Below are 19,196 nucleotides of genomic sequence, written 5' to 3'. Positions count from 1 at the left end.
GGACACTTCTGTGATTCATATTTGGTTGCCAACTCAGCATGCTGCCTTACGTTTATGGCAACAAACCACCCAGACTTGGCAAACGGCTGACAATTGGCAAACACTTGCGACCCTTGCCAATCTGCAAACCACGCAATCAGCCAAGCTGCAAGCCTGTCTCTATTTTCCTAGTGTCAGTTTATTAACAATCCAGCCTACCCTCTCAGCAAGCCAGCTCAACACTTTGGGCGACACCGGCAGGCGCTATTTATTTGAAGATATCAGCATTGGGTCGGTAGAAGATTTACAAGTCAAAATCCAGCCGACCGCCACCAACAGCGAGTTACCTGCATTATTTGGGCTTCATGCTGCCGATATTCATTCATGGATCAATGCTGCCTCGTTGGCGGGTATTGAGATAGTCGCTTTATTGCCAGATTTTTTATTGCTGCCGACTATAGATACTAGAATAGATACTAGTATGAATACTAGGGCTATATCTACCACAAGCGCGGTCTACTACCAAGATGCAGATACCCAGTTATTAAAACTACATACTTATCACGGCATGGCGGTTAGTTTTTTACCGCTGGTACTCACCAAATTACCCATGCTAGAAACGCTATATTTAACGGGTTTTCACGATGAAACCGTTGCCCAGCAGTTAGCCAGTATGCCTAATTTATCCATTGCATCGTCTGAGTTGTTGCCTACCCCAATCAAAGACCCGGTCAGACATTTTTTTAACTTTGCGACAATCAAAGGTAAAACGACGCTTGCGCCTTATGCCAAAGTCATCGCCCTAATCACGGTTTGTGCGCTGCTGACAGCCTTTGTGGTCGATGCACTTCGTTGGTATTATTACAACCAAGCGCAAAAACAAGCCGCAACTTTGCTAGCTCAGCAATATGCCCAGTGGTTCCCCAATGAGCCGCTTAGTAGCAAACTCACCCTACAACGACAGTTATCTGGCAAATTAACCACCCAGCAATCAGCCACGCCAAGCGTACTTGAGACATTATCGTCAATACAGCCTGTATTGCAGCAGTACCAACTGACCGCCAAGCAGCTTAATTTTCAAAATAATCACTTACAACTGCAGCTGTTATCATCAAGCGCCGATTCATTAAACAAAGCCGTCAATGACATGGTAAACAAAGGGATAAAAGCCAAGCTAGGGTCTGTGGATGCCGCGATACCCGCTGCAATGTCTTCCAATACTGCCAGTGCGGTTTCCAGTGCAGTGGCGCCAACTTCTGCTGGCAGTACCCTTGCCATGATAGATATTGAATTGGCAGAATAAACCTACGACTGAGATGAATTTATGAAACTGCAAGCCTCACTGAGCCAATCCCTGCAAAAACTAACCACGCCTTTGGCTCATGCCTTTCAAAATTTATCACGTCGTGATCAGATTGCGCTGCTGATATTGGCAATGTTCTTGCTTTTTTTTGTGGTCGGTGTCGGTGGTTGGACGCTGCATAGCCAAGCCAACCAAGCACAAAAAAAATACGATGACACCATGGCAGATGTGTTTTGGCTACGCAGTCAAGCAGGTAACATCAATCCCAACCAAACCCAACAAGTCAGTCAAGCCGATGCTATCAAACAAATACTTAGCCAATCAGGTATTGTCAATGCGCAAGTGGTCGAGAATGGCAATACTATCCAAGTTGCTTTTAGTCACGCGCAGGCGAGCGTAATCACCAATATATTTAATCAGTTTGAACAACAAGGTATCCGCATCCAGCAACTACAAATCAACCAGCCAGCCCTCGATAAACTTGAAGTACAGTCTGTTTTATCTATTAACTAATGGTAAAAGCAAGTAATGTTAAATGACCATAAAAAACGATGCACTTGGCATCGTTATTTTGGCGCATGGGGGCGCATGGGGTGATTATTTTTGCACCCACTGACGGATTTTATCACGCTCTGCTGGCGTTGCTCTCAACCATAACTGCATAAATTGATCGAGACTATCCGATGAACTGACCGTGGTCGCAACAGGTTGATTGATAGCGGGAATCGCGCCCCCTGATTGTCCTAAGGCATTGATGGTTTGTTGATTGGCTTCAACCGCTTTTGAGCTACCACCAAACACACCGCCTAACGCATTACCCAAGCCGCTAAAAATGCTTGAACTACTGCTGGATGTAGCTTGCTGACTTGCAATAACTTGCTTGCCTTGTAGCACCGCTAGTGTGGGTTGTTTGACATATTCTTTGGCGGCATTATAGTCTTCTGGTTGACCTAGCATATCTAACACATACGTTTGATTGTCGGCAAGCTCTACTGGAACGCTAATATTGCTTGAACGTAACACATCGTGATTGTCACCGCGCAGCTCGTACAACCGATTGTACTTGGCAGTAATCACATGTTTGCCTGGCTCAAGTTTGTAGGTTTTTTGCGGCTTTGAAAGCAAGCCGTTTTTGACTTCTTGACCATTAATAGCAGTCACCACGGTATTATCAGCAACATTCAAGGTGACTTGGGCAAATGTTTGTGTGGTTGCTAACACGCCCGCAGTCAACGCGGCAGCCGTCCATAAGTACTGTTTATTCATAGGATATCCTGTTGTTTTACATCAAACTGTTGATGGATTCTAACCCATTTATCACGCAATTCCTATGACAAACCCGGTCAAAAATCTAAAAAATTTTCATTTTCTGCAATTTCATCAAAGTCCGCCAATTCAAAATTCAGCGTTAAATTATCAATGATGTTCATCGCATCTTGAATTTTGGCTTTGCTCACTTTGTTTAATGGGGTGCGTTCCATGTTAGAAAATAATGGCTGCAATTCGTTTAATACTGCTAACATCGCACCGATGCGGTGTGGACCTTCGTTAAGCAAATAGTCGATGATGCGCGGATCAAAGTGCCAATGACGACGGCGTAATACCGATTCCAAAATCAGCTGTCTATCAAGCCTATCACTGCCCGTTGGCAATTGAAAAGTCGCGGCTCGAGCAAGCCTTGATAGCAAATCTCGCAGCTCAAAATTTAACGCTTTGACAGGCAAACGACTGGCAAAAATAATTTTATTGCCGTATTCTTGCGATAAATTAATCAGATGAAAAACTGCTTCTTGCCATTCAGGATGACCTTGAATTTCATCCATATCATCAAGCGCAATCACTGTGGTATTCTCTAGCGATGACAACACCATGGCATCCATATTGGCGTTTATGAGCTCACGCAGCGATAGATAAATAACAGATTGGTCGATATCACGGAAGGATTCGCAGATAGCGTTGAGTAGATGGGTTTTACCTGTATCGCGCTCGCCGTATAGATACAGCTGCGTCAACAGTCCTACATGCATTTGGCGCACCACATCGATGATTGATACCCAGCCTGGACCACTAAAGTCACTGATACTCGCGGACTGCTTGATATTTAAGTTTAGACTTAATTGTTCCGACATTCATGCACTCGCAATCGGTAAGATATCGCTTTTTGAAAATAAATCATAAACCACTATACACATAGTGCTGCCCAGTTCGCCGCCCTATGCTTAAAAGTTTAAAAGTTTAAAAGCAAAAAATTCAGGCGTCTAACTAAATTTTGACTATTATAACCTAAATTTATGAAATAGCTACTCACGCGCCTTTTGCCCCGTGTCGTGGTGTTTGAAATTTATTTACCTTTTAAAACTGTCAATAAAAACCGTCAATACAAAAAATAAATACTATTGTAAACCTAAACACGATGGTATAACCAAAGATTGTACATGTCTTATCATTTTAGTAGTATATTTGATTATCTTTGTAATGGAGACTCTTATGTCTTTTGTTAACCAATGGCGTGATGCGAATTTTTTTAGACCATTACATATCACTATGAGTACCTTGAGCGCTATGGGGCTAGGCTTGGTGCTTACCGCCTGCCAGCCCACCCCTGAGACAACTAACCGAGCGAGCGACACTGCACCTTCACCGTCTAACGTACCTGAAGTCATCATCGCCCAAACCCCAGCCAGTATCCCACCTGCCACAGTCGGGTTAAAACGCATGGATTTTCCGGTGTATTTGGCAGGTGTGCCCAATCTACTGCATCCGATTATTCCGTCAGTGCCTATCAATCGCAAATATGACAGCGATGGCAGTGATGCTAAAAAATCACCCGTCAGCTACTTTCAAGAAGTTGCGCCCTATGATTTTCAAAGCAGTGTTTACAATATTGTGTTTGAAGGGTTAAAAACCGGGCAAGTACACCGGCTGTTTCCACAAGATAACTTTGTGATAAGAGCGGTGCACACGCCCTTGGTAGATTTAACCCAAGATGACACAACAGTACAAAAAAAAGCTACCATGACGCAAATTGCGCCTACCCAACCGCAAGCCGCGAAAGAAGCAACCAACCCATTGGCAGTCAAAGTCGGCAATACCTTACTGCTGGGCTATTTTATCTATGAAGTCAAAGAGATCGCTGATGATGATGACAATAAAACCAATCTTGATCAGCAGCTTACCTTGTATTTAAGTGATTTAAATGGCAAAAATTTATTGAAACTCACGCCCAATAATCAATATTTTAAACATTATAAATGGCTGCCTGAGAGAAAACGCTTTTACTTCTCAACCCAAGCTGATTCCAACGGCGATCGGGTGATTGATGAGAATGATAAATACTTCTATTATTTCATCGATTTTGCCAAAAACGCGCAAATAGTCACGGCGTATGATTTTAGTAAGCCAAAAGCATAAAGCTTTGTTAAATTGCACTATTAAGCGCGTTTGAGACGTAACGCATTAAGCACCACAAACAGTGAGCTCAATGACATACCAATCGCAGCCAACCAAGGCGGTACATAGCCTAACGCAGCGGGTATCAGTACGATAAAGTTATACCCTAGCGCCCATTTGAAGTTTTGGGCAATAATGCGATCGGTCTTGAAAGCCACCTCACGCGCTTTTGCCACGGCTTGGATTTGACCATTGAGTACCAAGGAGTCACTGGAGACTTGCGCCAAATCTGCCGCACCTGCCATGGCGGTTGAGATGTTGGCAGCGGCAAGTACCGGCGCATCATTTACCCCGTCCCCGACCATTTGCACGATGTGTCCTTGCTGCTGCAGGGCTTTTAAATGTTGTACCTTATCATTCGGAGTAAGACCTTTATAAACTGTGTCAATACCAAGCTCGCGCGCTACTTCAAACGCCTGAGCACTGGGATCACCGGTGAGCATCAGCACCTGCGCGCCTTGGTCTTTGAGATGTTTAATGGTAGCTAAGGCGCCTTCACGGACTTTATCATGAAAATAAAAATGCGCCAGTGGCTGCCATTTTTTGCTTAGGCTATCTTGTCTTGATAAGGTCACACTGGTACTGGCTTGGTGTTTGCTCAGATTTGGCAGTAACCCATCATCTAATCCTGATTGCACTGCAAAACCGTGATGACCTAGACGGTAACTTAGCCCATCAATCGTAGCTTGCAGACCGCCCCCCGGAATGTGTACCAAATCGCTGGTAGTGGGCAAATGCATTTGCCGAGTCATTGTCAATAACGCATGAGCAATGGGGTGACGACTACCCACTTCAAGGCTCGCTGCAATACTTAAAAAATGGTTTTTTATCTCGTCTTCGTTTTTGGTGTCATCTTCAGTAAAATCCACTGACGGATTTTGTTTAACACCATCCGGTACATCCAGCGTTTCAATCGCCATCAAATTGGGTTGACCGTACGTCAATGTACCGGTTTTATCAAACGCCACATGGGTGACTTCAGCGAGTGTGGTAATGGTATGCCCGCGCGTCGCTAAAAACCCCAGGCTTGCTAATCGATTGGTAGAAACGGTTAATGCAATGGGCGTGGCCAATGACAAGGCGCAAGGACAAGTAGCGACCAATACGGCAACCGTTGCCCAAATGGCATGACTCGGCTCAATAAAATACCATGCCAAAAACACCATACTGGCAATCACCAGTACCCGCGCGACAAACCAGCGCGCCAGTCTATCTGCTTTTAAGGCGATTTGCGGCTTTTCACTGAGCGAGCGATTCACTAGCCTGTCAATCACGCCCATTTGGCTGTCATTGGGTAATGTGGTGATTTGCATCACAAACGGCTGACTGTCATTTTGACTACCGCCCACAATGCTATCGCCCAAGCGTTTGACGATTAAATCACTCTCCCCGGTCAATAAACTTTCGGACACCGTGGCACTATCCGACAGCAAAATACCATCACTGATGATACTGCTACCGGCATCAATGCGGACAATATCACCAACTCTTAGCGACTGCGCCGAAACCATTTGCTCGTTATCACCCCTATTGGCAGGGTCTAAACTAAGTGACTGATAAAAAAGGTCTTTATATTGACTGGCATAGAGCGCTACTTGTGAGGTATCCGTATTCTCTAGCGCTAACGGCGCTTCATGACCCAGCCTTGCGACCAACACAGGTTCGACGACCACCAAATCATTGGCTAAATTGGCAGCCTTTAGCCTAGCATTGTGCTCGACAAATTTGCCCGCCAATAAGAAAAATATCAGCATACTAACCGAGTCATAATAGGTCTCGCCCGTGCTGGTCAATGTCGCATATAAACTTGCCAAAAAGGTAATGACAATGGCGATACTAATCGGCACATCCATATTGACTTGGCGGGCTTTAATCGCTGACCACGCCGATTGAAAAAATGGTAACCCTGCAATCAAAAACACAGGAATACTAACAAACAGCGATACCCAGCGTAAAAATTGCCGATCGTTGATGCCGATACCTGAATATTCCCCAAAATATAGCGCCACTGCAAACATCATCGCTTGCATGGCACCCAATGCCGCAATACCCAATTGAAACAACATACGGCGATTATCTCGCTTGAGCATCGCTTCATGGGTATCTTGCCGATAGGGTTTGGCATCATACCCAATGGCTTGCACATTTGCCAAAATTTGGCTAATCGGCAGTTTTTTGTCATCCCATACCACGCGCATCCGTTGATTGGTGAGGTTGACTTGGCAAGTGTCCATGCCATCAAGGCGATACAACTGGGTTTCAATCAGCCAACTACAGGCAGCACAGCGCAAATTGCTGATTGACAGCTCAGCAACGCTGTGCCCTTGCTGATGGTAAATAAATTGCGATTTGATATCATCGTGGTCATACGCTTGCAGCTGATATAACGAATCAGGGAGACTGGCGGTACGATTGATTTCACTGCGGTCAAGATAGTATTGCTCAAGCCCCGCCTCGATGATACTTTGCGAAGCAAGCTGACAGCCCATACAGCACATCGCCCGATCTTCACCCAATACATGGGTAAAAAATGGCGGGCTTGGCAGCGGATCGCCACAATGAAAACAATGCCCTTCATCTGGTAACACCAGCTCCACATCTTGATATGTGGTAGTAAATTTGCTATCTGCTTCAACAAGCGTACGGCTAGGCGCATCGGTCACAACCGACGGCTCAATATCCGATTGTTTTGCCCCAAATTGGCTATTGTTTGGCATCATCAAAACCCCTAGGGCAAACACCCTAACTCACCCAAAAATGACTGTTATTGTACTCCAAAACGGTCTATTAAAGTTCAAAAATCCTGTATAAACGTGGCAAAATAGCACGATGTTGACATTGTATTTTGGCGTATTTTGGGTCATGATAAAGCACTTTTTTATACCCTTGATCGTGACGCATTTTTGTATGAATTCAACCGTTATCTCTGCCGCTAAAAATCGCCAAAACTCGCCTAAATTCCAGTATGACTCAAACCAACAAGGGATGTTTATCCTGAGCTTTATCTTTGTGGTGGCAGTATTGGGCGGCTTGGTCTTGCTTGGGTTATATTTGGTGCGCCAAGATAATGTCATCACCCAAAAATTTGAGGGCAAACGCTGGAATATCCCTGCAAAAGTATACTCGCAACCATTAACGTTAACGGTGGGTAATCCCCTTAGCGATGATGAATTGGAAAATTGGTTAAATTTACTCACCTATGCCCCTGACCAAAACTATGACAATGCCGGGACTTATACCAAAAAAAATGGTGAGTACTATATTCATACCCGCGAATTTAAATTTGCCGCCAATGATACTGAGCCATCGCAAATTATTAAGGTCACGCTCAAAGATAACCAAATTGAAAAATTACAAAGCACCCGTCCCAATCCATCGGGTGTGGCGCGGGTTGAGCCAATTTTTATTGGCGGTATCTATCCAGACAACAATGAAGACCGCATCGTTTTAACCATCAATGACTATCCGCAGCCATTAATTGATGCGCTGGTGGCAACCGAAGACCGCAGTTTTTATCAGCATCACGGCGTTTCTATCCGCGGGATAGGACGTGCGATTTATAGCAATTTTATGGGCGGTTCACGCCAAGGCGGCTCCACCATCACCCAGCAACTGGTTAAAAACTTCTATCTCAACTCAGACCGTACTATCAAACGTAAAGCCAATGAAGCGGTGATGGCGATTTTGCTGGAAATGCATTACACCAAAAGTGAGATTTTGCAAGCCTATATGAATGAGATTAACTTAGGTCAAAATGGCAATCACTCCATTAACGGGTTTGGGCTTGCCTCGCAGTTTTACTTTAACCGCCCGCTAAAAGAGCTTCGACTCGACCAAATGGCGATGCTCGTAGGGCTTGCCAAAGGTCCTACCCAGTACAATCCGCTACGCTACCCCGATGCTGCCCTAAAACGCCGTAACGTGGTGCTGAGTAATATGCTGATAACCGGTAAAATCAGCCAGCAGCAATATGATGAAGCGGTGCAGCAGCCACTGAGCATTTCTTACAATCCTGTGATTGGTAAAACGCGTTTTCCTGATTATCTAGACGTGGTCAAACGAGAACTCACCCGTACCTATGATGCCAACGATCTCAAAAACGAAGGGTTAAGAATATTTACCAGTTTTGATCCCAATGTTCAAAAAACCGCTACCAGCGCGGTCATTCAAAGCGTCAATCAGTTAAAAAAAAGTAATCCCAAACAGCTCACTAATTTGCAAGCCGCCCTAGTCAGCGCCAATCCCAACAACGGTGAACTGCTCGCTGTAGTAGGAAGTAGTCGTGATTTTACCGGTTTTAATCGCGCCGTGGATGCCAAGCGCCAAGTTGGCTCTTTACTCAAACCGATTATTTACTTAACCGCATTTGAGCAGGGTCGCTATAATTTGTCCAGTAGTGTCGATGACAGCCCGATTGTGCTAAAAATGACCGATGGCAAGACATGGACACCCAGCAATTACGGTGGCGGCAGTCATGGTATTATCCCCCTCACCAGCGCTTTAGCCAATTCCTATAACCAAGCCGCGGTGCGTGTGGGTATGGAAGTTGGTATTCCCAATTTTTTAAATCAATTATACCGTATGGGTATCAATAGCCCATTGCCCAATTATCCATCTACCTTGCTTGGCGCGGTGAATCTATCGCCCATGGATATGTTGGGGATTTATCAAGTACTGGCAACGGGTGGCTTGCGTCATGAAATTCATACCATTCGCACGATTATTGATGACCAAGGACGAGTGGTTCAAGGCATGGAACAAAAAAATCAGCAAGTCATCAACCCCACGGCTGCCTATCTCACCAATTATGCAATGCAGCAGGTCATCAAGCAAGGTACCGCCAAAGCGGCGCTATCGCTCGGTGACAATCTCAATCTTGCAGGTAAAACAGGGACTACCAATGATTATCGCGATGCGTGGTTTGCAGGCTATAGTGGCAATGTGGTCAGCGTTGTTTGGGTCGGTTTAGATGACAACAAACCCACAGGTCTAAGTGGCGGTAATGGTGCTTTGCCGATGTGGATCAATTTTATGAAGCAGCAAAAGCTTACGCCAGTTAATCTCATCGCGCCAGGCAATATCGAATGGCTATGGATGGAAAACGGCAAATCACAATTATCCCATGAAAAATGTCCAAATGCCATCTATGTACCTGTTGATACCGACAATCTACCGCAAGATAGTAGTGAATGCGCGGTACAACTATACCAAAGCGAGCAAGAAGCAAGATTTGCCGCACAGCAACAACAGGCAATGAGTGAGTTTGGACAAAGCCAACAACAGCGCTATGACAATATTGAACGCAGACAAACCTATGAAGATACCATTGGCAATAACCCACCTGCACCCAATCCCTACCAAAATGAAGGTGGCTATACGGGGAATACGCAGACCAACCCTAATACCCCCAATACCCCTAATAACGGCGGCGACCCGATCCATACCAACCAACCACTCAATGCGGCGCCGCGCTCGCAGTCTTGGTTAGAAAAATCGGTTAAAGAAATGTTTTAGAGACGGTAACAGGCGAACCTTCTTATTTGTCTTTACCCTTACCGCTAGGTGTTTTAGCTCGGGTGCGCCAAGCAATAATATGGGTATTTTCATTTTTAAGTCACATCGCATTTATGGCTGAATGTGTTTATACTACCAAGCTAGTGCACTCCCTTTTTATTGTTTCATTATTTTATTTGTTATTTTTAAGGACTGTTTATGCCTTGGCAGCAATTACATATTCGATGCGAAAAATCGCAAGCCGAACTGGCGGAAACCTTGATGCTCGAAGCCGATGCGCTCAGTATCAGTTTAGATGATGCAGGTGACCAACCGCTATTTGAACCATTGCCAGGTGAATCGCCATTGTGGGATGATGTGATTGTGACTGGGCTATTTGATGGTGATTGTAATTTGGAAACTTTGAGTCAAGATATCGCCAATGATGTGGTGGCGACGCGAGTTTGGACGAGCCGAGTGGATGACAAAGATTGGGAACGTGAGTGGATGAAGAACTACCATCCCATTGAATGTGCCAATGGACTTTGGATTGTGCCCAAATGGATGTCACCCCCTAACCCCAATGCGATTAACATCATCATGGATCCAGGCTTGGCATTTGGCACAGGTTACCATGCAACCACCCGTCTTTGTATTGATTGGCTGACAGAACAACCTTTGCAAGATAAAGTGGTGATTGACTATGGATGCGGCTCAGGTATTTTGGGCATTGCGGCGCTTTTGCTAGGCGCAAAACAGGTGTACGCGGTCGATATTGACCCCCAAGCAGTCTTAGCAACCCATCAAAATGCCGAGCGCAACAAGGTAGCCGATCAGCTTCAGGCTTTTTTACCTGAACAATTTAGTGACTATTGTAAAGAGCAGGCTATTTTGCCTGTGGACTTGATAACTGCAAATATTTTAGCCAAACCGCTAATGAGCCTTGCCTCTTATTTTGCGACATTATTAAAATCTCAAGGTAGCATTGTGTTGGCCGGTCTGATTGAAAACCAAGTGGAAGATGTAAAAGCTGCCTATCAGCCTTATTTTGAGATGGATGGCGAATTTACCTTTAGCGCGCAGGAAGATAAACATTGGCATCGCCTCTCGGGTTTTCGCCGCGAGTAGAACAAGTCGCGATTCGTATAAAAAGCCTTACAAGGAAGTAAGGCCGTCTTTTCCCCGTCGAAGCCTAATAACGTAGCTAGTATCATAGCTAGCAGCATAGTGAACATAAACTCTAGGAAATTTGTTGACTTTATTTTTTATTCGTCATTAAATGATTTAACACACGACATTATTAACAATCAAAGACGCAAACTAAAAATGCTAAAAGGGAAGTGATGTTGCGATGAATTTGTACAATGCTAAATGCCCAAACTGTCAACACGCATTTAAAATCAATGATGAACAGTTAGCCATTAAAAATGGGTACGTTCGTTGTTCCTATTGCAAAACCATTTTCTCCGCCGCCGACCAGCTAGAACAACAAAAAATTACTAACAACAATCCGCCGGCAAGTCCAAACCATCAGACGTCCTCGGCGCTCATCGATGATAAATCTGAGGAGATTTTATTTGACGATGAGTCAGGTATTGATGAAGCCGGCAATCTCATTGTCGATGAACCAGTTAAACCCATCTCACCCTATCCCTTGTCACAATCTCATACAAAATCAGCCTATGCTAAATCAAACAGCACCATAGATGACTTAGAGATTATAGACAATTTTGACCAACTACCCATAGCCAAAAATAGCAATCCCAAAGTATTGATTGGCGATGAGGACGCCGTTGAAGCGATAGACCTCGCCCAAGATAACGAGACGTTAGGCGATGAGCAGGCTTGGCTGCTAAGCTTAATGGCACAAGCGGATGACAACGAAGCAGCAGACGACACAGCCGGCGCCAAGCGAGGCATGGATGGGGTGTTTAACACAGATATTTTTGACCAAATTCCGATTGATACTCGTAGTGAGCAACAAGCAGATTTGTTAGCCTATCAACAAAAGATTGATGAACGCTTGTCGCAACAAGTTTCCTCGCAGCAATTGGCGAATGCAAAAATTTTTAATATGAGCATTATTTGGGGATTAGGTAGCTTACTATTAGTCTTTTTGTTAGCCGTGCAATATATTATTTTTAACATCGACACCCTAATCACTTCAAAAACAAACGCGGCTGTGCTCTCAAATATTTGCCATAAAATCCCTGCCTGTCAATTGCCTATCGCTGATACGGGTCTTATTGATGTGCAGATGCTAGCGCTTGCTCATTCATCCAAACAAGCGGGGCAGACTGACATGATATTTACCCTGACCAATACCACGGATAATAATATTATCTACCCGAGTGTTAAGGTTTCGCTGCGCAGTGGCAATACCATACTTGCGCAAACCCTACTCACCCCTAGCCATTATTTGGAAGCCGGTAACAACTATTTGATGCCGCATCAAATAAAACCCGTCAAATTGCGTATTGACTTTCCAAAAACCAAAGTTCAAGCCGCCAATATTGAGCTGATTTATTAAATTTTTTTAGCTTCATTCAATTGAGCTTCTTTTTAGCTTCATTCCAATAGTGATAAAACAAGCCTCCAGCACCCAGTATTTATCGCAGAATTTTACATATTGTAAACAACTTAAGCTTGCTATCAGTTTCATAATTGTTTTAGTATAAGTATTAATAACTTTATTATTCGTCTTGATATTTAAGTTTTATTTAATCTGTTAACTAACGAATTATTCAATAAATTTGTCAGCAACTTTAGTTTGAGAATCTGTTATGCCCAATTCTGTTGCTTTACAAAATCGCGCCAAGTATTCCAATATGTCAGATACCCCATCTAACCCATACACTACCCATACCCCATCGCAAACTTCTCCCAGCGCAAGCCTAGCTCATCACATTGAGCTTGTAGTGCGAGAGTACTTCGATAATTTAAAAGAACAACAACCGACCCAGCTCTACGAGCTTATGTTGTCACAATTTGAAAAACCGCTAATCAGTGTCGTCCTTGAACACACCCGCGGCAATCAAACCAAAACCGCCGAGATTTTGGGACTTAATCGCGGTACATTGCGGAAAAAACTCAAAACCCACCAATTGCTATAATTGATAAAAATACCCGCTTTTTTATGATAAGATATCCCTATATTTTGGAATTTATAGAGTTGGGGTATGAAAGTCAATCAGTCAGTTCGTCATAACTGACTTTTTTGTTTTTTCTGCCCCTAGTGTTTTTTTGTCAACGAGTCGAGTCAATTATGAATCAATCTTATGCATTGCTCTCTGTTTCTGATAAATCGGGTATTGTGGATTTTGCCAAAGGTCTAATCACCCACGGTTTTCGTCTACTATCAACAGGCGGCACCTACAAACTACTCAAACAACATGACTTAGCAGTGACTGAGGTCGCAGAATACACAGGTTTTGCAGAGATGATGGATGGTCGGGTAAAAACCCTGCATCCAAAAATTCATGGCGGTATTTTAGGTCGCCGCGGCACTGATGATGCCATTATGCAAGAACATGGTATCGACCGCATTGACATGGTCGTTGTCAATTTATATCCATTCGCCCAAACCGTTGCCAACCCGAATGTCACCAAAGAAGACGCCATCGAAAACATTGATATTGGTGGACCTACCATGGTGCGTGCCGCGGCAAAAAATCATGACCATGTCAGCATTGTGACAAGCCCCAACGATTATGCAGCAATCTTGGGCGAGCTAACAGCAAACGGCCGCATCAGTGATACCACCCGATTTGATTTAGCGGTAAAAGCATTTGAGCATACCGCACATTATGATGGTATGATTGCCAACTTTTTAGGCAACCGCCTGCAAAGCTTTGAATCGGCTGACCAATTCCCGCGTACTTTTAACGTGCAAATGGACAAAGCGCAAGACTTACGCTATGGTGAAAACCCGCATCAACGAGCCGCTTTTTATGTCGAAAAAGCGCAGGTTAATGGTCAAAAAGAAGCCAGTATTGCCACCGCCAAGCAATTACAAGGTAAAGAACTATCTTACAATAACATCGCAGATACCGATGCGGCATTAGAATGCGTGAAATCGTTTGATTTGCCTGCGTGTGTCATTGTTAAACACGCCAATCCTTGTGGTGTGGCCGTGGATGCCGACTTAACCCATGCTTATCAAAAAGCCTTTGCCACTGACCCAGAATCTGCGTTTGGCGGTATCATTGCCTTTAACCGTGAATTAGATATCAAAACAGCAAAAGCGATTGTGGATCAGCAATTTGTTGAAGTCATTATCGCCCCAAGCGTTGCCGATGGTGTACTCGATGTCACGGCTGCCAAGAAAAATGTGCGCGTGTTAGTCTGCGGTGAATTACCAAACCCAAGTGAGCGCCAAGCCCAGTTTGACTTTAAACGCGTCACCGGTGGTTTATTGGTGCAAGCGCAAGATTTGGGCTTAGTTACTTTAAATGATTTAAAAGTGGTGACAAAAGTACAGCCGACTCAGCAACAATTCGATGATTTGCTATTTACTTGGCAAGTCGCTAAATATGTGAAATCCAACGCCATTGTGTATGCCAAAGATGGGCGTACCATTGGGGTAGGCGCAGGGCAAATGAGCCGAGTGAACTCAGCCCGTATTGCCGCGATTAAAGCTGAGCACGCTGGTCTATCACCTGTGGGTGCGGTGATGGCATCCGATGCCTTCTTCCCATTCCGTGATGGTATTGACAATGCCGCAGCGGTGGGAATTAAGGCGATTATCCAGCCAGGTGGCTCCATGCGCGATGACGAAACCATTGCTGCAGCCGATGAACATGGCATTGCGATGGTGTTCACCGGTATGCGTCATTTTAGACATTAATTTTTGTTAGGCATAAAAAAGGCGAAACTGACTAGGTTTCGCCTGTTTTAATTGATAATTTTTTTCTTTTTATAGCTCTGCTAAGGTTTATAGTTTCGCTAAGGTTTGGCAAATATCGAGCATCCGATTGGCATAGCCCCATTCATTATCATACCAAGCAAACACTTTAAATTGCCGCCCCACGCTCATGGTCTGTAAACTATCAATCACCAATGAATGCGCATCATGGATAAAGTCACTGGATACCAATGGCTCATCACTGTAATCCATGATACCCAATAAATCTTGTTCACTGGCATGTTTTAACAGCTGATTGATAGCAGTAACATCCGTGGCTTTGTCAAAGGTAAATGTCACATCAATTGCCGCGACATCCATGGTCGGTACGCGAATGGAATACCCATTCACCTTGCCTGCCATATGCGGCATCACCCGATTGACCGCAGCGATACTACTTGATGTGGTTGGAATAATGTTATGACCAGAAGCCCGTGCACGGCGCAAATCACGATGCACTTGGTCTAGCACGGTTTGGTCAGCGGTCACCGCATGGATTTCGGTCATCATCGCTGATTCGATGCCATAGGCATGATGCAATACATATAGTAAAGGCACGAGCGCTTGGGTGGTACACGACACACTGGATAAAATCTTTTTATCACGGCTAAGCTCATGGTCATTGACGCCCACTACGATACTGGCATCCACATGATCAAACGGGGCAGCCCCAATCATCACCTGCTTGGCGCCCGCGATAATATGCTGCGACGCCTGTTCATAGCTACGAAAATGACCGGTGCTCTCAAGCACCATGTCGATGCCCAGTTTTTCCCAAGGTAATTTGGTGGCAATGGGCTGCTGTATCAATGCAATTTTTTGCCGAAACTCCCCTTGGCTTAATAGCAAAAAATGCTGTTGTTTTTCCCTCAAATCTACTGTTTTTAATTCAATATGGATATTACTGACCGCCGATAATCGACCATGGGTACTGTCATATTTGAGTAAATGTAACAGGGTTGCTGGCTCAGCAATATCATTGATGGCGACGATGTTTAACGGCTGTAATTGTAAAGGATTTTGACAAAACCGTTCGATATAAGCACGTAGCACGTTGCGCCCAATACGACCAAAGCCATTAATAGCGATGTTAAAAGGTTTGATAGTAGAAGCATTCAATCAGGGATATTCCTTACTAGACAAGTGCTCAATTGCCATGCGGTTTTAAAAACAACAAGGCAAGTTTCACATCATTATAAGAATAGGCGTTTCTTAACTCTTCGACAATCGCGCGAATTTTGATTTTGCCATCGTTATCTTTATCGCGTTTGTCATCACGTTTGGCTATTTTTTGATACGCCTTATTAATCGGCTGTAACCATTCGTCATGAGGTTGTAGATGCGCGATGTTGGCGCGGGGAAAATGCTCAGCAATTTTCTCGATATGTCCCATCACGGTTGATTGGGCGAGATTACGGGCTTGCGCAATTTCTGCAATGGTCAAACTTTCATCCAACAAGGCTTTAGTTTCCAGCACCGTGGGGGTGATAACGCCTGCCGCATCATCCGCCAAAGATTGCAGCTGCTGTACAGCATGGCGACGTTTTTCAATCAGTTTTTGCTGTTGTTTGGCGCGATTTTCATACGCAGCGATTTTTTCTTTATCCAGCGTACCCCGGCATTGAATGATAAATTCACGATGAAGGTCATTGAGCTGTTTTTTACTGCGCGTCAAAAATTCACATTCTTGCTCTGCACTGATCGCTTGAAATCGCTGGTCAGCCCCGCGCGCTAAGGGATCAAGCTGTAAGCTTAATTCATTGACGCCCAGTAATTGTAGTCCAGATAGCTGCTTTAACCGTGATAAAGCCACATAGCCCTGCCCTTTTTCAAAGGTTTTCGACAAATCCACTTCTGCCGCATCTAGCGTCATGCCTTGGCTTTTGTGAATGGTAATCGCCCACGCCAGCGTCAAGGGGATGTGGTAATAGGCAGCCAGTATTTCACCTTCTTCATCATCAATACGCCATGAATCATATTCAGCAATGACTTTGCGGCCGTCATTGAGCTCAACCAAGGGGTAAAGTAACTCCGACAGTTTGTCATCAGCCGTGTCTGTAGCGGCTATATCATCCTCATCCCTCTCCTCATCCCTGGGGTGAGTTTGTTGTGATTGACCGCCATTGACTTCATCGAGCAAGTCTGCCATATCGGCTTGTTGTTCTTGTTCGATGGCATCGAGCAAGGCACTTTCATCTGCTGCTAGCGCTTGTTCATCAAGCGGCTCAGATAGGTTTTTTGATGGGCTGTTTGTTGATGGGCTGTTTGTTTGTTTATTTGGTTGTTTAAGGGTGGTGGCAACAAAATCAACTACCTTGCCCATGGTGCCATTTGAGACATTAAGCTCGGCGTTGTTTTTGATAAACATCACTTTTGCGCCAAGTTTGAGCACCAGCTCTGGGGTATTGCGTACGGATTTTTTTAGCGTTTCTACCAGCTTTTCATCGCCTTCTCCCCAAGCGCGAAAAGTATGCGCCGCTGTGGTAAGTTTACCAAGTTCCTGCTCATTGATAGCTTGTACGTTGACATTGTGGGTAAACAGTCGGGTACGGTTGTCGGCTAGCACATGCTCAGCCGTCGCGGTCAAAGCAGGCATGATATGGGGGGTAAACTGCTGGCTACGAATCTGATTTAAAATCGCAGTCAAATCCAAGCCATAATAGGTGTTGCCTGCCGCCGCTGTTTTGTCAGTTGTTTGACGGTGCTGCTCGGATAAATAGCAAATTTGAAAATCTGCATCCAGCCAAGCTTGCGCCATAAAAGCAAATTTATCGCGGTTGCTCTCATGGGGCTCACCAATCGGCGGCAACTGAAAAAAATCCCCGGCGACCAATAGCTGTATCCCACCAAACGGCAAGGTGTTTTCTTTGATGGCTTGTAGCACTTGGTTAATCAGCTCAAATTGCTGTCGATGCAGCATCGAGATTTCATCAATCACCAATACTTTGGTGCGCTCAATGCGCTCCACAACCACCGTGCGTTTTTTGATGCGAGCGATGTCTTTGGCGGTTAGCTCATTACTGATGCCGATGCCCGCCCAGCTGTGAATGGTCATGCCGTTCATATGAGTGGCAGCAATGCCTGTGCTTGCCGTCACCGCGACCGCCACATCCCTTGCGCGCAGATAATGCAAATACTGATTGATGGTATAGGTCTTGCCCGCCCCTGCTGAGCCTGTTAAAAATACATTTTTACCAGTTTTAAGGATATCAAGGGCGGTGGCTTGTTTCATTGGTTATACAAAGCTTTTATAGATAAAAAGAAGGGGTTAAAAAAAGCGAGTTAAAAATGAGCCTACTATAAAGGCAAAGCCGAGTAAAGGCAATGATTGACAGCGCCAAAATACGCTATCAAATGCTTCACCAGTTAGTCAATCATGGTTTTGATTTGCTTGAGACTTAAATAACCAATATGCAGCGCATCGACCGGTAGCTGATTTTTTTCAGGCTCGGTTAATGGCTGAATGGTTAATGCCACGTCTCTTGGCAGTAAATCAGCCACACAGTGAATATCATCCAAGTCCAGTTGCTGCTTATCATCAACATGACTGGTTGCCACGCCGCTTTTGGCGGTATCGACATTATCAAATGTATAGTCTTGATAAAATGCCGTTTTTTTAACTTGCGCCGTTGCTTTACCTAGCGTCTCGGCTACCACAAGTGTTTTATAATGGAACTCTTCAAATTGACCTGGTAGATAACCACCTAAATTGACAAAATAAAGTTGTTTGCCTTGACTATCTAATTTGTTATCTACCTTATCATCTGCAAATATGTTATCTGCAAGCGCTTTATCTTTTGACAATCCATCTTTCGACAATCCATCTTTTGACAAGCTGTCTTTCGACAACAAAATTTGATAATCACCCACTCGCTTCACTTCTCGCCATGCGTCTAAGTGCCAGTTGTTTTTGACTGCTGGCCAATGCTGATTGACACTCTCAATTGTTTCACTTAGGCTATTTGCAATCACAAACATCACATCATGCTGTTCAATCAGTCGTCCTTGGGGACGCGCCCCGATTTTTAACATAAATAGTTTCATAGTTATACGCCCAAATGTGTCGCC

General features: G+C 44.5%; 14 protein-coding genes. 8 read left to right on the top strand and 6 right to left on the bottom strand.

The window, feature by feature from the left end; genetic code table 11:
• The first annotated feature begins 10 nt into the window (after nt 1-10).
• Together gspL and gspM are read left to right on the top strand one after the other, a co-directional pair.
• On the top strand, nt 11-1,282 hold the full coding sequence (gspL, locus tag RTS09_RS00870; RefSeq protein WP_312533368.1) for a type II secretion system protein GspL: 1,272 nt from the start codon (nt 11-13) through the stop codon (nt 1,280-1,282).
• 21 nt (nt 1,283-1,303) lie between these two features.
• Nucleotides 1,304-1,795 carry a type II secretion system protein GspM gene (gene gspM, locus RTS09_RS00865; protein ID WP_312533365.1) on the top strand — a complete coding sequence of 164 codons (492 nt, stop codon included), beginning with the start codon at nt 1,304-1,306 and terminating at the stop codon, nt 1,793-1,795.
• An 84-nt stretch (nt 1,796-1,879) separates the two neighbouring features.
• On the opposite strand, the gene RTS09_RS00860 is transcribed toward gspM, so the two are convergent.
• Nucleotides 1,880-2,548 carry a DUF2057 family protein gene (locus RTS09_RS00860; protein ID WP_312533362.1) on the bottom strand — a complete coding sequence of 223 codons (669 nt, stop codon included), beginning with the start codon at nt 2,546-2,548 and terminating at the stop codon, nt 1,880-1,882.
• Nucleotides 2,549-2,625: 77 nt separating this feature from the next.
• Complete coding sequence (locus RTS09_RS00855) at nt 2,626-3,411, bottom strand: DnaA ATPase domain-containing protein (protein WP_239742054.1); 786 nt, start codon at nt 3,409-3,411, stop codon at nt 2,626-2,628.
• 358 nt (nt 3,412-3,769) lie between these two features.
• Here RTS09_RS00855 and RTS09_RS00850 point away from each other — a divergent pair, with 358 nt between their 5' ends.
• Nucleotides 3,770-4,693: a hypothetical protein gene (locus tag RTS09_RS00850; protein WP_312533359.1), complete on the top strand. Its 924-nt coding sequence runs from the start codon at nt 3,770-3,772 to the stop codon at nt 4,691-4,693.
• Between the two features lie 20 nt (nt 4,694-4,713).
• On the opposite strand, the gene RTS09_RS00845 is transcribed toward RTS09_RS00850, so the two are convergent.
• Nucleotides 4,714-7,452, bottom strand: coding sequence for a heavy metal translocating P-type ATPase (locus RTS09_RS00845; RefSeq protein ID WP_312533356.1), 2,739 nt, complete (start codon nt 7,450-7,452; stop codon nt 4,714-4,716).
• A gap of 187 nt (nt 7,453-7,639) precedes the next feature.
• On the opposite strand from RTS09_RS00845, the gene mrcB reads away from it, so the two are divergent.
• The 5 genes from mrcB to purH all read left to right on the top strand — a co-directional run bounded on the left by mrcB (nt 7,640) and on the right by purH (nt 15,071).
• Nucleotides 7,640-10,246: a penicillin-binding protein 1B gene (gene mrcB / locus RTS09_RS00840; protein WP_312533354.1), complete on the top strand. Its 2,607-nt coding sequence runs from the start codon at nt 7,640-7,642 to the stop codon at nt 10,244-10,246.
• 198 nt (nt 10,247-10,444) lie between these two features.
• The gene (gene prmA / locus RTS09_RS00835) at nt 10,445-11,353 is read left to right on the top strand and encodes a 50S ribosomal protein L11 methyltransferase (protein ID WP_312533352.1); all 909 of its coding nucleotides are present in this window, start codon (nt 10,445-10,447) and stop codon (nt 11,351-11,353) included.
• A 223-nt stretch (nt 11,354-11,576) separates the two neighbouring features.
• Complete coding sequence (locus tag RTS09_RS00830; RefSeq protein WP_312533350.1) at nt 11,577-12,755, top strand: MJ0042-type zinc finger domain-containing protein; 1,179 nt, start codon at nt 11,577-11,579, stop codon at nt 12,753-12,755.
• Between the two features lie 253 nt (nt 12,756-13,008).
• The gene (locus RTS09_RS00825) at nt 13,009-13,338 is read left to right on the top strand and encodes a helix-turn-helix domain-containing protein (RefSeq protein WP_007116852.1); all 330 of its coding nucleotides are present in this window, start codon (nt 13,009-13,011) and stop codon (nt 13,336-13,338) included.
• Between the two features lie 152 nt (nt 13,339-13,490).
• Nucleotides 13,491-15,071 carry a bifunctional phosphoribosylaminoimidazolecarboxamide formyltransferase/IMP cyclohydrolase gene (purH, locus tag RTS09_RS00820; protein WP_312533348.1) on the top strand — a complete coding sequence of 527 codons (1,581 nt, stop codon included), beginning with the start codon at nt 13,491-13,493 and terminating at the stop codon, nt 15,069-15,071.
• Between the two features lie 87 nt (nt 15,072-15,158).
• On the opposite strand, the gene RTS09_RS00815 is transcribed toward purH, so the two are convergent.
• From RTS09_RS00815 to RTS09_RS00805, 3 genes are all read right to left on the bottom strand, one after another.
• Nucleotides 15,159-16,247 carry a type I glyceraldehyde-3-phosphate dehydrogenase gene (locus RTS09_RS00815; RefSeq protein WP_099807908.1) on the bottom strand — a complete coding sequence of 363 codons (1,089 nt, stop codon included), beginning with the start codon at nt 16,245-16,247 and terminating at the stop codon, nt 15,159-15,161.
• Between the two features lie 28 nt (nt 16,248-16,275).
• A complete protein-coding gene (locus RTS09_RS00810; RefSeq protein ID WP_312533346.1) occupies nt 16,276-18,360 on the bottom strand; it encodes an AAA family ATPase in 2,085 nt (694 codons plus the stop codon).
• A 134-nt stretch (nt 18,361-18,494) separates the two neighbouring features.
• Nucleotides 18,495-19,172, bottom strand: coding sequence for a DUF1543 domain-containing protein (locus RTS09_RS00805; protein ID WP_312533344.1), 678 nt, complete (start codon nt 19,170-19,172; stop codon nt 18,495-18,497).
• Between the last annotated feature and the right edge of the window lie 24 nt (nt 19,173-19,196).

Source organism: Moraxella sp. CTOTU47618 (assembly GCF_032017425.1).
GTDB lineage: Bacteria > Pseudomonadota > Gammaproteobacteria > Pseudomonadales > Moraxellaceae > Faucicola > Faucicola tetraodonis.
The sequence above is the reverse complement of the archived record's forward strand: the minus strand, read 5'-3'. Positions and strand labels throughout refer to the sequence as shown.

Coding starts and splice junctions, on each gene's coding strand:
- gspM (WP_312533365.1), top strand. CDS start 1,304: ATGAAACTGCAAGCCTCACTGAGCCAATCCCTGCAAAAACTAACCACG.
- RTS09_RS00860 (WP_312533362.1), bottom strand. CDS start 2,548: ATGAATAAACAGTACTTATGGACGGCTGCCGCGTTGACTGCGGGCGTG.
- RTS09_RS00855 (WP_239742054.1), bottom strand. CDS start 3,411: ATGTCGGAACAATTAAGTCTAAACTTAAATATCAAGCAGTCCGCGAGT.
- RTS09_RS00850 (WP_312533359.1), top strand. CDS start 3,770: ATGTCTTTTGTTAACCAATGGCGTGATGCGAATTTTTTTAGACCATTA.
- RTS09_RS00845 (WP_312533356.1), bottom strand. CDS start 7,452: ATGATGCCAAACAATAGCCAATTTGGGGCAAAACAATCGGATATTGAG.
- mrcB (WP_312533354.1), top strand. CDS start 7,640: ATGAATTCAACCGTTATCTCTGCCGCTAAAAATCGCCAAAACTCGCCT.
- prmA (WP_312533352.1), top strand. CDS start 10,445: ATGCCTTGGCAGCAATTACATATTCGATGCGAAAAATCGCAAGCCGAA.
- RTS09_RS00830 (WP_312533350.1), top strand. CDS start 11,577: ATGAATTTGTACAATGCTAAATGCCCAAACTGTCAACACGCATTTAAA.
- RTS09_RS00825 (WP_007116852.1), top strand. CDS start 13,009: ATGCCCAATTCTGTTGCTTTACAAAATCGCGCCAAGTATTCCAATATG.
- purH (WP_312533348.1), top strand. CDS start 13,491: ATGAATCAATCTTATGCATTGCTCTCTGTTTCTGATAAATCGGGTATT.
- RTS09_RS00810 (WP_312533346.1), bottom strand. CDS start 18,360: ATGAAACAAGCCACCGCCCTTGATATCCTTAAAACTGGTAAAAATGTA.
- RTS09_RS00805 (WP_312533344.1), bottom strand. CDS start 19,172: ATGAAACTATTTATGTTAAAAATCGGGGCGCGTCCCCAAGGACGACTG.